This is a genomic window from Mycolicibacterium fluoranthenivorans (assembly GCF_011758805.1).
In the GTDB taxonomy this organism is placed as follows: Bacteria; Actinomycetota; Actinomycetes; order Mycobacteriales; family Mycobacteriaceae; genus Mycobacterium; species Mycobacterium fluoranthenivorans.
In genome coordinates this window covers 148,774-162,820 of the sequence record NZ_JAANOW010000004.1, presented here as the reverse complement: position 1 = coordinate 162,820, position 14,047 = coordinate 148,774, and the positions used below count along the sequence as shown (strand labels likewise).

The window sequence follows — 14,047 nt, the reverse complement described above, 5'->3', positions numbered from 1 at the left end:
CAAACAGTGACGCGCGCCCTCGGTGCGCTGGAGCGGAAAGTGATGCCCGCGTGACCAATCAGGACCCCTCCGGCGACCGGCCCCGGCTGGCACCGCGCCCGGTCTCGCGCCCCCCGGTCGATCCGGCGGCGCAGCGCGCTTTCGGCCGGCCCGCCGGTTTCGACGGCTCCTTCCTCGCCACGGACCAGTATCGAGACCAGGGCGAGTACACGCCGAAGGACCAGGCGCCCGACAAGGTGCTGGCCGAAGCGTTCGGACGGCCCTATCCCGGCGTCGACTCACTGCAGCGGCATCCGGCCGATGCGGGCGCGCTGGAAGCAGAACGTGCGGGCGAGGACGGCGCCGCGGCGCCGGACCCGTGGCGGGACCCCGCTGCCGGTGCGGCACTCGGTGCGCCCGCGGTGACCCAGACCGCCCCCGTGACGGTGACGGCCCCGCAGGGCAAGCTCGGCGTGCGCGATGTGCTGTTCGGCGGTCGGGTGTCCTTTGTGGCGCTGGCCACCCTCGCCATCGTGGCGCTGGTCATCGGTATCGCCGGCGGCTGGGTGGGTCGCAAGACCGCCGAGGTCGTCGAGGCGTTCACCACGTCCAAGGTCACCCTGCAAACCAACGACAACCCGCAGATGCCGGCCGGACGGTTCGCGAAAGTCGCTGCTGCCGTGGCCGATTCCGTGGTGACCATCGAGGCGGTCAGCGACCAGGAGGGCTCCCAGGGCTCCGGCGTCGTGGTTGACGGCCGCGGTTACATCGTCACCAACAATCACGTCATCTCCGAGGCGGCGACCAACCCGAGCAAGTTCAAGATCTCCGTCGTCTTCAACGACGGCAAGGAGGTGCCCGCCAACCTCGTCGGGCGCGATCCCAAGACCGATCTCGCCGTGCTCAAGGTCGACAACGTCGACAATCTGACCGTCGCGAACATGGGCGACTCGGACAAGCTTCAGGTCGGTGAGGAAGTGATCGCCGCCGGTGCCCCGCTCGGCCTGCGCAGCACGGTCACCCAGGGCATCATCAGCGCCCTGCACCGGCCCGTCCCGCTGTCCGGCGAAGGGTCGGACACCGACACCGTCATCGACGGTGTGCAGACCGACGCCTCGATCAACCACGGCAACTCCGGTGGCCCACTGATCAACATGGACTCCCAGGTCATCGGTATCAACACGGCCGGCAAATCGCTGTCCGACAGCGCCAGCGGCCTCGGCTTCGCCATCCCGGTCAACGAGGTCAAGGACGTCGTGCAGGCGCTGATCCAGGCCGGCAAGATCTCGCATCCGACGCTGGGCCTGAGCGCCCGGTCGGTGAGCAATGACGTCGCCTCGGGTGCCCAGGTGGCGAACGTCAAGGCGGGCGGGCCGGCCGAGAAGGCCGGCATCCTGGAGAACGACGTCGTGGTGAAGGTCGGCGGCCGCACGGTCGCCGACGCCGACGAGTTCGTCGTCGCGACGCGCCAGCTCAAGATCGGGCAGGAAGCGCCCATCGAGGTGGTCCGCGACGGCAGGCATGTGACGTTGATGGTCACGCCCACCGCCGACAACCCGACGTAACCGATGTTCGCGAACGTCGGCTGGGGCGAGATGCTGATCCTGGTGATCGCCGGACTGGTGATCCTGGGTCCCGAACGGCTGCCCGGTGCCATCCGATGGACCGCGGGCACGCTCAAACAGGCCCGTGAATACCTCAGCGGGGCGACCAGCCAACTCCGCGAGGACCTGGGGCCGGAGTTCGACGATCTGCGCGAACCGCTCTCCGAACTGCAGAAGCTGCGCGGGATGACGCCGCGTGCGGCGCTGACCAAGCACCTGCTCGACGGCGATGACTCGTTCCTGACGGGCAATTTCGACAAGCCCACCAAGCCGGTGTCACCCGACGGGCCCACGCCCGTGGAAAGTCCCGAGCAGCCCCCGGCCGAACCGGGCGTCACCAGGTTCGACAGCGACGCCACTTAGCGCCCGGCGTTTACCGCCCGGCGGGGTCCAGCCCCAACGACATGCCGGCGAGCCCGCGCTTGCGTGCCCCCAGGGCGTCGGCGACCTTGCGCAATTCCTTACCGGCCGCCGAATCCGGGGCCGTGAGCACCAGCGGCACGCCACTGTCGCCCGCGGCCACCAGCGCCGGGTCGAGCGGTATCTGGCCCAGCAGCGGCACATCGGCCCCCACCGAACGCGTCAGTGAGTCGGCCACCTGTCGGCCACCGCCCTCACCGAAGATCTGCATGACCGTTCCGTCGGGCAGGGTCAGCCCGGCCATGTTCTCCACGACGCCCACGATCCGCTGCCGCGTCTGCAGGGCGATCGCACCGGCCCGTTCGGCGACCTCGGCGGCCGCCGACTGGGGCGTGGTGACCACCAGGATCTCGGCGCCGGGGATCAGCTGAGACACCGAGATCGCGATATCGCCGGTGCCGGGCGGCAGATCCAGCAGCAGCACGTCCAGGTCGCCCCAGTACACGTCGGCCAGGAACTGCTGCAGCGCGCGGTGCAGCATCGGTCCGCGCCACACCACCGGGGTGTTGCCCTGGGTGAACATGGCGATCGAGATGACCTTCACCTCGTGGGCGATCGGCGGCAGGATCATCGAATCGACCTGTGTGGGCCGGTCCACGACGCCCATCATGCGGGGCACCGAATGGCCGTAGATATCGGCGTCCAGCAGGCCCACCGAGAGCCCGCGCGCGGCCAGTGCGGCGGCCAGGTTGACCGTCACGCTGGACTTGCCGACGCCACCCTTGCCGGACGCGACGGCGTACACCCGGGTCAGCGAGTTGGGCTGGGCGAACGGGATGACCGGTTCGCGGGAGTCGCCGCGCAGCAGCTTGCGCAGTTCTGCGCGCTGCTCGTCGTCCATCACATCGAGGGTGACCTTGACCGCACCCGTGCCCGGCACATCGGTCACCGCCGCGGTGACGCGGTCGATGATCTCGGTCTTCTTCGGGCAGGCAGACGTGGTCAGGTACACCTCGACGTGCACACCGGCAGCATCATCGATGGTGACGTTCTTGACCATGCCGACCTCGGTGATCGGACGGCGCAGTTCGGGGTCGACGACCTTGCCCAGCGCGGCGCGAACCGCGGCTGACAGATCGTTGTTCGTCGCAGACATCACCTGCGAGTCTAGGCCGCATACCGGCGGCCTCTGGACCGGGTCGCTGCCGGGTCAGTTGGCAGGCCCGGGAGCCGGACCCAGCGGAACGGGTGCGGCCGGGGGTGCGGGCGGCGGCGCGAAGGGGTTGAACACCGGCGCGGGAGGCGCAGGCGGCGGCGCGAACGGGTTGAACACCGGTGGCGGAGCGGCCGGATCGAGCCCGGCCGGCGGCGCTGCGGGTTCGGGTTCCGGCAGGTTCTGGCCGATGCAGAACACCGCGCAGTTCTGTTGCGGTGCCACCGCCTGTCCAGGTCCGGGCGCGGTCGGCAACTGGCTGGCGACGTCGGTGCGACCCACATCGAAGATCGGCGTCAGGGCCAACGGATCGCCCGCGGGCAAGCTGATGGCGTTCAGGGGCAGGCCGGGCCCGATGCCCTCCGGATTGCTGTCCAGGTGGGCATCGCCCAGCGGCGGCACCGGTCCGGTGATGGGGGGCAGGTTCACCGGCACCACACCGGTGGCGTAGGCGCGCGCCCACCCGAGCACGTTCTGGGCGTAGGCGACGGAATTGTTGTAGCGCAGGATCGCCGTCATGGCCTGGTTCGGATCGCGCATGTTCAACCCGCCACCACACAGGTAGCGTGCCGCGGCCAGGGTCGCGTCGAACACGTTCTGCACGTCGGCTTTTCCGTCGCCGTTGCCGTCGACGGCGTAGCGCGCCCACGTGCCGGGCAGGAACTGCATCGGTCCCATGGCGCGCGCGAAGGTGACCCGGTCGTTGCTGCGGCTCTGCACGATGATCTCGTTGCCGGGCAGCGTGCCGTCCAGTGCGGGGCCGTAGATCGGCCGCACCGCGGTGCCGTTGATATCGGTGGAGCCGCCGTTGGCGTGCATCGACTCGATACGTCCGATACCGGCCAGGATGTTCCAGCTCATCCCGCAGCCCGGTTCCGCGGCGGCCATCATGCGTTCGGCGTTGCGGTAGGCGTTCAGCACGATCGCCGGGATGCGGAGGCTGCCGGGCGAACTGATGACGACGGCGGGTGGGGGAGCGGACAGCGCCGCGCCGCCGATGCGGAACGGCCGGGGTGTCTTGTAGGCCGCCACGATGGACGCCCCGGAATCGTCGGGTGCGACGGGGCCGACGGCTGCCAGCGTGGTGACCGTGGTGTCGCGTACCGGTTTCACCGAGGGGGCCGAGGCTCCCACGCTCATGGCCAGGACGACAGGCGTGAGCACCGCGATACCGAATACGGGCTTGCCGACGGCTCTGCCTGCTCGGCGCCGCGCTGCCTCAAGGGCGGCGCCTCCCCCTTTGAACACTCAACCGTCCTCGTTGTGCGGTACCCGACTGGTTGTGAACCAAGTCACCATACCCACTGGGTGTGGCGTGTGGTGCGGCAATGGTCAGCTATTGCTGTCGGCAACGATCTCGGCGGGCTCGGTGGTCTCGGCGTCGACCGGGGGTGGGGCCTGTTTGCTCTTCTTCTTGCCCTTGGGCGGCACCAGTTCGATGAGCATGTCGCGCAGGTCTTCCAGCTCGTGGCGCAGATAGTCGCGGGTGGCCACCTCGCCGACCGCCAGACGCAGTGCGGCCAGCTCACGGGCCAGGAACTCGGTGTCGGCCTTGGTCTGCTCGGCGCGGCGGCGGTCCTCTTCCAGGGCCACCCGGTCCCGGTTTTCCTGTCGGTTCTGGGCGAGCAGGATCAGCGGGGCGGCGTAGGCGGCCTGGGTGGAGAACGCCAGGTTGAGCAGGATGAACGGGTACGGGTCCCACTGCAGCTTGACGGCGAAGAGGTTCAGCGCGATCCATACGATGACGAAGACGGTCTGGATGGCCAGGTAGCGGCCGGTGCCCAGGAACCGGGCGAACGATTCGCCGAACCGCCCCGCCGCCTCGACGTCGAACTGTGGCGTCAGTCGCCACCGCGATATCCGCGGGGTGTCGATGCGCTGACGGGTCGACGGGTCGCTCATGTCGCGGCCCCCAGCTCCGGCTCTTCGGAGCGCACGCGCCAGTCGTGCGGCAGCAGGTGGTCGAGCACGTCGTCGACCGACACCGCGCCCAGCAGGTGGCTCTCCTCGTCCACCACGGGCCCGCACACCAGGTTGTAGGCGGCGAAGTACCGCGTCACGGCGTTCAGCGACGTCTCCGGGGTCAAGCTGGGCAGATCTTTGTCGACGATGCCGCTGACCAGCGTGGCCGGCGGCTCGCGCAGCAGCCGCTGCAGGTGCACACAGCCCAGGTAGCGGCCGGTCGGGGTGGCGGTCGGTGGGCGCACGACGAAAGCCAGGGAGGCCAGTGCGGGGGTCAGGTCGGGATCGCGGATCCGGGCCAGCGCCTCGGCCACGGTGGTGTCCGGGGCCAGCACGACCGGATCGGAGGTCATCAGACCGCCGGCGGTGTCGGGGGAGTGCTTGAGCAGCCGGCGCACGGGCTCGGAATCCTCCGGGTCCATCCGGGCCAGCAGGATCTCGGCGCGGGTGGCGTCCAGCTCGCCGAGCAGGTCGGCGGCGTCGTCGGGGTCCATCTCTTCGAGCACGTCGGCGGCGCGCTCGGTGTCCATCTGGTCCAGCAGCTCGGCCTGCTCGCTCTCGGGCAGCTCCTGCAGGATGTCGGCCAGTCGCTCGTCGCCCAGGGCGGCGACCACCTCGTAGCGGCGTTTGGGGGGCAGGTCGCGGATGGCGTCGGCCACCTCGATGGGCCGCTGGCCCTCGAACTGCGCCAGCAGCTGCGCCACGCCCTGGCCGGGCAGGTTCAGTGCCGCCGGGGTGAGGCCGGTGACGTTCTGCCAATCGACGATGTGCATGGCGGTGCGGCGGCCGAGTCTGCGGTGCTGGCGTACTGCGACCTTGGTCACCATCCAGTCCCGGGAGCGCACCTGCTCGATACCGAGGTCGACCACGACGACGTCGGTGCCGCTGAGCATTTCGAGCTCCGGATCGTTGACCCGGACCCGGGTGTCGAGCACCTGGCCCAGGACCAGAACCTCGCCGGGACGCTGCGCGAACCGGCGGAGCGAGACGTTGCCGGTACTGAGTGTCACCGCATTCGGCTCGATCGCCGTCACCCTCAGGATAGGGACGAAAATTCTTCTGCGCGTGAGCAATTCGACGACCAGTCCGAGGACTCGGGGTTGTTGGCGCACGACGCTGATGCTCACCACCACATCGCGGACGCGGCCAATGGACTCGCCGTCCGGGCCGAGCACCACCATCCCCGCAAGTCGGGCCGTATAGACCCGGTTGACCGCCGCCATGAGGGCAAGCGTAGAGACTGACGGTGTGGACAACCTCTATCGCCCCCGCCGAACGTGCCTCTCGGTTCCGGGTAGTAGCGACAAGATGATTCAGAAGGCCAAGTCTCTGGGCGCCGACCTGGTATTCCTCGACCTCGAGGATGCGGTGGCCGCCGACGCCAAGGCCGCCGCCCGAACCCGGGTCGCGGCCGCGCTGGCCGAGCCGGGCTGGTCCGGGCAGTTGCGGGGTGTGCGGGTCAACGACTGGACCACGCCCTGGACCCACGCCGACGTCATCGAGGTGGTCACCGAAGTGGCACGAGCGGGTTCGGTTCTCGACATCGTGGTGCTGCCCAAGGTGACCGACGCCTCGCACGTGCGCGCACTGGATCTGTTGCTGACCCAACTGGAACTGACCCACGGACTTCCCGTGGGCCGCATCGGCATCGAGGCCCAGATCGAGAACGCGGCCGGGTTGACCCATGTGAACGAGATCGCCGCCGCGCCGCGGGTACAGGCCCTCGTACTCGGTCCGGCGGACATGATGGCCAGCCTCAACATGCGCACCCTCGTGGTGGGGGAGCAGCCCGAGGGCTATGACGTGGGCGACGCCCACCACCACGTGCTGATGACGATCCTGGTCGCGGCCCGTACCCACGGCATCAACGCCATCGACGGGCCGTATCTGAAGGTGCGCGACACCGAGGCGTTCCGCCGGATCGCCGGGCGCGTCGCTGCCCTCGGCTACGACGGCAAGTGGGTGTTGCACCCGGATCAGATCGCGGCGGGCAATGAGGTGTTCAGCCCCCGGCAGGACGATTACGACCACGCGGAGCTGATCCTGGAAGCCTACGACTGGCACACCTCGCAGGCGGGCGGCGCACGGGGCGCGGTGATGCTCGGTGACGAGATGATCGACGAGGCCAGTCGCAAGATGGCGCTGGTGATCGCGGGCAAGGGCCGGGCGGCGGGGATGGCGCGGGCAGGAGCCCCGTTCCAGCCGCCGAATTAGACCAGCGAGAAGCCGCTGGCGATGAACCCGATCCACAGCAGCATGTAGAACACCAGCCCGGCGGTGGCCAGGCCGCCGATGATGGCACCGGCCAGCGCCAAGCCCCAGCCGTCCTGGCCGGTGCGGCGCGTCTCGCGCATGGCGACCACACCGAGGATGAGCCCGGCCACCGAGGGCAGTCCGCAGAACACCAACCCGCCCAGCGAGATGATCAGCGCCGCGATCGCCTTACCGTTGGTGCCCGTCGGCTTCTGCCGGTACGGGTCGTACCCGGGGTAGGGACCGGGATACGGGTACGGCCCGGCCTGCGGGTAACCCGGCGGTGGGTAGGGCCCCGGGTACACGGGCGGCGGCAGACCCGGGTCGGTCGGGTAGTCCACCGGGGTGAACGGATCCGGCGGCCGGTAGGGATCGGGCGGAGGGGTGGTCATGCCCGGTGCTCAGAACAGGGTGACGGCGAAGATCATGCTGAGCACCAGTGACACCGCACCCACCGCGATACCCGCGATGGCCAGCCCCTGCCCGCCCTGGCGGGTCTGTTTGATCTGGTTGAGTGCCACGATGCCGAGCACGATCCCGATGATCGAGCCGATCCCGCACAGCACACCGATCGCCGAGGCGACCAGCGAGCCGATCGCGAGCGGGTTCGTCTCGGTGGCCGGCGCACCGTACGGTGCGCCGTAACCCGCGGGCGGGTAGCCCGGCGCGGCGCCATAGGGCGGTGGCGGCGGGGCGCCGTAAGGCGGTGGGGTCCCGTACTGCGCCCCGGGGTAGCCGGGTGCGCCGAAACCGGGCGGTGGGGGCGGATACCCGCCGGGCTGATAGGTCGGCGGCGCGTCATAACCCTGCTGCGGGTAGAGCGGCTGCTGATAGCTGGGCGGCGCGCCGTAGCCCGCAGGTGGGCCGTAGCCCGGGTAGTCCGGAGCCGTCGGCGGCGGGACGGGCTCGGGGGCCCACGCGAGCGGCGGCGCCTCATAGGCGCCCGACTGAGGTTCGGCCGCGGAACCCGGATCCGGCGTTGTCTCAGAAGCTCCCGACGATGCTGTCGCACCCTCGTCCTGGCCCGGTACTGTCATGCCCACAACGTAGCGTATGTGCTGGTCCCCGCGGTGCCGGTGCATCGCGCCGTCGGGCGGCGGCCGAGTCTCGGTGTCCGCTCGCACGTACCGATAGGTTGGTAGGCGGCACCCTGCAAACGCGCATGAAGGAGAACTCACGATGAGCGGTCCACTGCAGCCCGGCCGGACGCCCGGTGGCACTCCCGCCGGCCGTGGCCCCGCGCCTTTGCCCACTCCGCCCAAGGGTTGGCCCATCGGGTCCTATCCGACGTACGCCGAAGCCCAGCGCGCCGTGGATTACCTCTCCGATCAAGAGTTCCCGGTACAGCAGGTCACCATCGTCGGTGTCGACCTCATGCAGGTCGAGCGGGTGACGGGCCGGCTGACCTGGCCGAAGGTGATCGGCGGCGGGGTCCTCTCCGGTGCGTGGCTGGGTTTGTTCATCGGCCTGATCCTCGGTTTCTTCAGCCCCAGTCCCTGGGGGGCGCTCGTGACCGGGCTGATCGCCGGTGTGTTCTTCGGCCTCATCACCTCGGCGATTCCGTACGCGATGGCCCGCGGCACAAGGGATTTCAGCTCCACGATGCAACTGGTCGCCGGCCGCTACGACGTGCTGTGCGAGCCCGCCAGTGCCGAGCAGGGCCGGGATCTGCTGGCGCGCTTGACGATCTGAGTGGGCAACGCGCCGCGGAAACGGTTGCATATCACGTCTGAATAGCTCTACGGTTTGCCCGCGGGAGGTTCCCGACAAGACGGGAGGCCGGTAGTGCGGGCACGACGACTGTGCGCTGCGGTGATGGCCGCGCTCACGGCCGGGTCGGTGGTCTCGGCATGTGGCGCCAAGAATGACGGCATCGTCGTCAGCTACTACACCCCGGCAAGCGAGATGGCCACCTTCACCGCGGTCGCCAAACGGTGCAACGAACAACTCGGCGGGCGCTTCACCATCAAGCAGGTGTCCTTGCCCAAAGCCGCCGACGACCAGCGATTGCAGCTGGCACGACGGCTCACCGGGAACGACAAATCGCTCGATGTGATGGCACTCGACGTGGTGTGGACCGCCGAATTCGCCGAAGCCGGTTGGGTGTTGCCGTTGTCGGATGATCCCGCGGGCCAGGCCGTTGCCGATGCGGAGGGCAATACGCTGCCCGGTCCGCTGGCCACGTCGCGTTGGCAGGACAAACTTTACGCCGCCCCGATTACCACGAACACCCAATTACTTTGGTACCGAGCAGATTTGATGAATGAACCACCGGTCACCTGGGACGCCATGGTGGCCGAGGCCACCCGCCTGCACAACGAGGGCGGGCCGAGCTGGATCGCCGTGCAGGCCAAGCAGTACGAAGGTCTGGTGGTGTGGTTCAACACGTTGCTGCAGAGCGCGGGCGGGCAGGTGCTCTCCGACGACGGCAAGACCGTCACGCTCACCGATACCCCCGAACACCGCGCCGCCACGGTGAAGGCGTTGTCCATCATCAAATCGGTTGCCACCGCGCCGGGTGCGGACCCGTCGATCACCCAGACCGATGAGGGCACCGCGCGGCTGGCCCTCGAACAGGGCAAAGCTGCTCTGGAGGTCAACTGGCCGTTCGTGCTGCCGTCCATGCTGGAGAACGCCACCAAGGGCGGGGTGAGCTTCCTGCCGCTGAGTGAGGATCCGGCGATGAAGGGTGCCATCAACGACGTCGGCACCTTCTCGCCGACCGATGAGCAGTTCGACATCGCCTACGACGCCAGTAAGAAGGTGTTCGGTTTCGCGCCCTACCCCGCGGTCACGCCGGGGGAGCAGGCCCGGGTGACCCTCGGCGGCCTCAACCTCGCCGTCGGGCGCAACACACAGCACAAGGCCGAGGCGTTCGAGGCCATCCGCTGCCTGCGCAGCGTGGACAACCAGCGCTACACCTCGGTGGAGGGTGGGTTGCCCGCGGTGCGGACATCGCTGTACGACGATCCCGAGTTCCAGAAGAAGTACCCGCAGTACGAGATCATCCGCCAGCAACTCACCAACGCCGCCGTGCGGCCGGCCACGCCGGTCTACCAGTCGGTGTCGACGCGCATCTCGGCCACGCTTGCGCCGATCACCGCCATCGATCCGGAACGCACCGCCGATGAACTGGCTCGCCAGGTGCAGCAGGCGATCGACGGTAAGGGGCTCATCCCATGACCTCCGTCGATGACCGCGCCTCGCAGCGCCGGCTCGCCTACTGGCTGATCAGCCCGGCCGTCGTCCTGATGCTGGTGGTGACGGCCTATCCGATCGCCTACGCGGTGTGGCTGAGCCTGCAGCGCTACAACCTGGCCGCACCCGAGGACACGAAGTTCGTCGGGATCGACAACTACGTCACCATCCTCACCGACCGGTACTGGTGGACGGCGTTCGTCGTCACGCTGGCGATCACGGTGGTCTCGGTCGCCATCGAGTTCGTGCTCGGCATGGCGCTGGCCCTGGTGATGCACCGGACCATCTTCGGCAAGGGCGTCGTGCGCACCGCGATCCTGGTGCCGTACGGCATCGTGACCGTCGCCGCGTCCTACAGCTGGTACTACGCCTGGACACCGGGCACCGGCTATCTGGCCAACCTGTTGCCCACCGGGACCGCCCCGCTCACCGAGCAGATCCCGTCGTTGGCCGTCGTGGTCCTGGCCGAGGTGTGGAAGACGACGCCGTTCATGGCGCTGCTGCTACTGGCCGGCCTGGCCCTGGTGCCCCAGGATCTGCTCAACGCCGCCCAGGTCGACGGCGCCGGCGGCTGGAAGCGTCTGACGAAGGTGACCATCCCGCTGATCAAACCGGCGATCCTGGTGGCGCTGCTGTTCCGGACCCTGGACGCGTTCCGGATCTTCGACAACATCTACGTGCTGACGGGCGGGGCCAACGACACCGGCTCGGTGTCGATCCTGGGCTACGACAACCTGTTCAAGGCGTTCAACCTCGGGCTCGGGTCGGCGATCAGCGTGCTGATCTTCTTGTCGGTCGCCGTCATCGCGTTCATCTACATCAAGATCTTCGGCGCGGCGGCGCCCGGCGCTGACGAGGAAGGTGCCCGATGAGCGAGCGGGTCAGTCCCGGCCGGGCGACCGGCTGGGCCGTGGTGAACGTCCTGGTGGTGCTCTACGCGCTCATCCCGGTGCTGTGGATCCTGTCGCTGTCGCTCAAGCCGACGTCAACGGTCAAGGACGGCAAGTTCATTCCGTCGGAGATCACCTTCGACAACTACAAGGGCATCTTCACCGGCGACATCTTCAGCTCGGCGCTGATCAACTCGATCGGGATCGGTCTGATCACCACGGTGATCGCGGTGACCATCGGTGGAATGGCGGCCTACGCCATTGCCCGGCTGGCGTTCCCGGGTAAGCGGGTGCTGGTCGGCGTGGCACTGCTGATCGCGATGTTCCCGCAGATCTCGCTGGTGACACCGATCTTCAACATCGAGCGCCGGATCGGGCTGTTCGACACCTGGCCCGGGCTGATCATCCCTTACATCACCTTCGCGCTGCCGCTGGCGATCTACACGATGAGCGCGTTCTTCAAAGAGATCCCCTGGGATCTGGAGAAGGCCGCCAAGATGGACGGCGCCACCCCGGGTGAGGCGTTCCGCAAGGTCATTGCACCGCTGGCCGCACCGGGCATCGTCACCGCGGCGATCCTGGTGTTCATCTTCGCCTGGAACGACCTGCTGTTGGCGCTGTCGCTGACGGCCACCCCGCGGGCCATCACCGCGCCGGTGGCGATCGCCAACTTCACCGGCAGTTCGCAATTCGAGGAACCCACCGGGTCCATCGCCGCCGGGGCGATGGTCATCACGGTGCCCATCATCATCTTTGTTCTGATTTTCCAGCGACGGATCGTGGCCGGGTTGACCTCCGGTGCGGTGAAGGGGTAGCTCCATGGCCGAGATCGTTTTGGACCACGTCACCAAGAGTTACGCCAATGGGGCTGTGGCAGTGCAGGATCTGTCGCTGACCATCAACGACGGCGAGTTCCTGATCCTGGTGGGGCCGTCCGGGTGCGGGAAGTCGACCACGCTCAACATGATCGCGGGCCTGGAGGACATCAGCTCCGGCGAACTGCGCATCGGCGGTGAGCGGGTCAACGACAAGCAGCCCAAGGACCGCGATATCGCGATGGTGTTCCAGTCCTATGCGCTCTACCCGCACATGACCGTGCGGCAGAACATCGCGTTCCCGCTCACCTTGGCCAAGCTGCCGAAGGCCGAGATCGCGGCGAAGGTGGAGGAGACCGCGAAGATCCTCGATCTGACCGCACTTCTGGATCGGCGTCCGGCGCAGCTCTCCGGTGGTCAGCGGCAGCGGGTGGCGATGGGCCGCGCGATCGTGCGCAGCCCCAAGGCCTTCCTGATGGACGAGCCGCTCTCGAACCTGGACGCCAAGCTGCGTGTGCAGATGCGTACCGAGATCGCGCGTCTGCAGAGCCGGCTGGGCACCACCACCGTCTATGTCACCCACGACCAGACCGAGGCGATGACGCTCGGGGACCGGGTGGTGGTGATGCTGGCCGGCGTCGTCCAGCAGATCGGCACACCCGACGAGCTCTACAACAGCCCGGTGAACCTGTTCGTCGCGGGATTCATCGGTTCCCCCGCGATGAACTTCTTCCCGGCCACCCTCACCGATGTCGGGCTGCGGTTGCCGTTCGGCGAGGTGCCGTTGCCCGTGGAGGGTCCGGTGACGCATGCGGCCCTGGCCCAGAAGCAGGTGGCCGAGCTCATCGTCGGGGTGCGCCCCGAACATTTCGACGACGCCGCCGCGATCGATTCCTATGCCCGGATCCGGGCGCACGTCTTCGAGGTGACGGTGGATCTGGTCGAGTCGCTGGGCGCCGAGAAGTACCTGCATTTCCGCACCGAGGGTGAGGGTGCCCGGGCGGCGCAGCTCGCTCAGTTGGCCGCGGAGTCCGGGACCGGCGAAAACGAGTTCGTGGCACGGGTTTCGGCGTCGTCTCAGGTGAAGGCGGGGCAGAAGGCGGAGTTGGCACTGGATGTCTCCAAGCTGATGATCTTCGACGCGGCGACCGGCGCCAACCTGTCCATCGCGTGACCAGCCCGCTAGCCGCGGTCCGCGCGCATCTGAGCGCGCACTTCACCGGTGCCGGCGTGCTCGGTGACCCGTCGGAAGCCAGCATCACCTTCCTCGGTGCCGACCGGATCGATGTACTGCGCTTCGGTCCCGATGGTGACCGGGTGAATCACTTTGTGTCGCTGGGCTGTTCCCGGCAGGCCATGGCGGACCCGACGGATTTCCTGGCCGACCCCGAGATCGGCCCGCGCGCGGAGGTGGTGGTGTCCCTGCGGGCGCCCACCCCGACGGGGTTGGCGAAATCCGTTGCCGTACTGGCCGCCGCACCTGCCGTCGAAGGTCTGGTGCTGGACGCCGATGCCCTGGTGGACCTCAGCGCTCCCCTTTTCGAGGGGGCCCCCTTCACCGCGTTTCTGTTGGGGCCCGGCGAGATCAGCGATCTGGTGCTACCCGAACCGATGGCGCCGGTGCGGTTCCTGGCCGCGACCCCGATCACCCCGACCGAGGCGGCCTGGGTGCGTCTGAAGGGTGCCGAGGCCATGCGCGAGGCGTGGCGCACCGACGGGGTCGATGTTCTCGACGCCCACCGGCGCGCGTCCTCGCCGTCCTGAGCTGCGTCG

Annotated in this window: 15 protein-coding genes; 9 read left to right on the top strand and 6 right to left on the bottom strand. The window is 68.4% G+C overall.

What is annotated here, in order from left to right; all coding sequences use genetic code 11:
• The first annotated feature begins 50 nt into the window (after positions 1 to 50).
• A complete protein-coding gene (gene htrA, locus FHU31_RS27280; RefSeq protein WP_167163937.1) occupies positions 51 to 1,544 on the top strand; it encodes a serine protease HtrA in 1,494 nt (497 codons plus the stop codon).
• Positions 1,545 to 1,547: 3 nt separating this feature from the next.
• Complete coding sequence (tatB, locus tag FHU31_RS27275) at positions 1,548 to 1,946, top strand: Sec-independent protein translocase protein TatB (RefSeq protein ID WP_167163936.1); 399 nt, start codon at positions 1,548 to 1,550, stop codon at positions 1,944 to 1,946.
• Positions 1,947 to 1,956: 10 nt separating this feature from the next.
• On the opposite strand, the gene FHU31_RS27270 is transcribed toward tatB, so the two are convergent.
• The 4 genes from FHU31_RS27270 to FHU31_RS27255 form a co-directional block, all read right to left on the bottom strand.
• Positions 1,957 to 3,099, bottom strand: coding sequence for an Mrp/NBP35 family ATP-binding protein (locus FHU31_RS27270; RefSeq protein ID WP_090363583.1), 1,143 nt, complete (start codon positions 3,097 to 3,099; stop codon positions 1,957 to 1,959).
• Between the two features lie 54 nt (positions 3,100 to 3,153).
• A complete protein-coding gene (locus FHU31_RS27265) occupies positions 3,154 to 4,404 on the bottom strand; it encodes a lytic transglycosylase domain-containing protein (protein WP_263988060.1) in 1,251 nt (416 codons plus the stop codon).
• An 84-nt stretch (positions 4,405 to 4,488) separates the two neighbouring features.
• Complete coding sequence (locus tag FHU31_RS27260) at positions 4,489 to 5,058, bottom strand: DUF1003 domain-containing protein (protein ID WP_167163935.1); 570 nt, start codon at positions 5,056 to 5,058, stop codon at positions 4,489 to 4,491.
• Complete coding sequence (locus FHU31_RS27255) at positions 5,055 to 6,341, bottom strand: magnesium transporter MgtE N-terminal domain-containing protein (RefSeq protein ID WP_090363589.1); 1,287 nt, start codon at positions 6,339 to 6,341, stop codon at positions 5,055 to 5,057. Before FHU31_RS27255 ends, FHU31_RS27260 begins: the two co-directional genes overlap by 4 nt.
• 25 nt (positions 6,342 to 6,366) lie before the next feature.
• On the opposite strand from FHU31_RS27255, the gene FHU31_RS27250 reads away from it, so the two are divergent.
• The gene (locus FHU31_RS27250) at positions 6,367 to 7,332 is read left to right on the top strand and encodes an HpcH/HpaI aldolase/citrate lyase family protein (protein ID WP_167163934.1); all 966 of its coding nucleotides are present in this window, start codon (positions 6,367 to 6,369) and stop codon (positions 7,330 to 7,332) included.
• On the opposite strand, the gene FHU31_RS27245 is transcribed toward FHU31_RS27250, so the two are convergent.
• Both FHU31_RS27245 and FHU31_RS27240 read right to left on the bottom strand, forming a co-directional pair.
• On the bottom strand, positions 7,329 to 7,763 hold the full coding sequence (locus FHU31_RS27245) for a DUF4190 domain-containing protein (RefSeq protein WP_167163933.1): 435 nt from the start codon (positions 7,761 to 7,763) through the stop codon (positions 7,329 to 7,331). The genes FHU31_RS27250 and FHU31_RS27245 overlap by 4 nt on opposite strands.
• Before the next feature lie 9 nt (positions 7,764 to 7,772).
• Entirely contained in the window at positions 7,773 to 8,408 is a 636-nt protein-coding gene (locus FHU31_RS27240) for a DUF4190 domain-containing protein (protein ID WP_167163931.1), read from the bottom strand.
• A gap of 142 nt (positions 8,409 to 8,550) precedes the next feature.
• On the opposite strand from FHU31_RS27240, the gene FHU31_RS27235 reads away from it, so the two are divergent.
• The 6 genes from FHU31_RS27235 (at position 8,551) to FHU31_RS27210 (ending at position 14,038) form a co-directional block, all read left to right on the top strand.
• The gene (locus FHU31_RS27235; RefSeq protein ID WP_167163929.1) at positions 8,551 to 9,063 is read left to right on the top strand and encodes a YflT domain-containing protein; all 513 of its coding nucleotides are present in this window, start codon (positions 8,551 to 8,553) and stop codon (positions 9,061 to 9,063) included.
• Between the two features lie 123 nt (positions 9,064 to 9,186).
• Positions 9,187 to 10,554, top strand: a complete 1,368-nt coding sequence (locus tag FHU31_RS27230) for an ABC transporter substrate-binding protein (RefSeq protein WP_208411487.1) — start codon at positions 9,187 to 9,189, stop codon at positions 10,552 to 10,554.
• Complete coding sequence (locus tag FHU31_RS27225; protein ID WP_167163926.1) at positions 10,551 to 11,441, top strand: carbohydrate ABC transporter permease; 891 nt, start codon at positions 10,551 to 10,553, stop codon at positions 11,439 to 11,441. The genes FHU31_RS27230 and FHU31_RS27225 overlap by 4 nt, the downstream gene beginning before the upstream one ends.
• Complete coding sequence (locus tag FHU31_RS27220; protein WP_167163924.1) at positions 11,438 to 12,274, top strand: carbohydrate ABC transporter permease; 837 nt, start codon at positions 11,438 to 11,440, stop codon at positions 12,272 to 12,274. Before FHU31_RS27225 ends, FHU31_RS27220 begins: the two co-directional genes overlap by 4 nt.
• Before the next feature lie 4 nt (positions 12,275 to 12,278).
• Positions 12,279 to 13,448 (top strand): ABC transporter ATP-binding protein, encoded by a 1,170-nt coding sequence (locus FHU31_RS27215; RefSeq protein WP_167163922.1) that lies wholly within the window; start codon positions 12,279 to 12,281, stop codon positions 13,446 to 13,448.
• The gene (locus FHU31_RS27210; protein WP_167163920.1) at positions 13,445 to 14,038 is read left to right on the top strand and encodes a suppressor of fused domain protein; all 594 of its coding nucleotides are present in this window, start codon (positions 13,445 to 13,447) and stop codon (positions 14,036 to 14,038) included. The genes FHU31_RS27215 and FHU31_RS27210 overlap by 4 nt, the downstream gene beginning before the upstream one ends.
• Positions 14,039 to 14,047 lie beyond the last annotated feature (9 nt).

Bases quoted from the DNA above. Each gene is read 5' to 3' on its own strand.
- FHU31_RS27245 (WP_167163933.1), bottom strand. From the start codon at position 7,763: ATGACCACCCCTCCGCCCGATCCCTACCGGCCGCCGGATCCGTTCACC.
- FHU31_RS27240 (WP_167163931.1), bottom strand. From the start codon at position 8,408: ATGACAGTACCGGGCCAGGACGAGGGTGCGACAGCATCGTCGGGAGCT.
- FHU31_RS27230 (WP_208411487.1), top strand. From the start codon at position 9,187: ATGGCCGCGCTCACGGCCGGGTCGGTGGTCTCGGCATGTGGCGCCAAG.
- FHU31_RS27270 (WP_090363583.1), bottom strand. From the start codon at position 3,099: ATGTCTGCGACGAACAACGATCTGTCAGCCGCGGTTCGCGCCGCGCTG.
- FHU31_RS27225 (WP_167163926.1), top strand. From the start codon at position 10,551: ATGACCTCCGTCGATGACCGCGCCTCGCAGCGCCGGCTCGCCTACTGG.
- tatB (WP_167163936.1), top strand. From the start codon at position 1,548: ATGTTCGCGAACGTCGGCTGGGGCGAGATGCTGATCCTGGTGATCGCC.
- FHU31_RS27220 (WP_167163924.1), top strand. From the start codon at position 11,438: ATGAGCGAGCGGGTCAGTCCCGGCCGGGCGACCGGCTGGGCCGTGGTG.
- FHU31_RS27260 (WP_167163935.1), bottom strand. From the start codon at position 5,058: ATGAGCGACCCGTCGACCCGTCAGCGCATCGACACCCCGCGGATATCG.
- FHU31_RS27215 (WP_167163922.1), top strand. From the start codon at position 12,279: ATGGCCGAGATCGTTTTGGACCACGTCACCAAGAGTTACGCCAATGGG.
- FHU31_RS27235 (WP_167163929.1), top strand. From the start codon at position 8,551: ATGAGCGGTCCACTGCAGCCCGGCCGGACGCCCGGTGGCACTCCCGCC.
- FHU31_RS27255 (WP_090363589.1), bottom strand. From the start codon at position 6,341: ATGGCGGCGGTCAACCGGGTCTATACGGCCCGACTTGCGGGGATGGTG.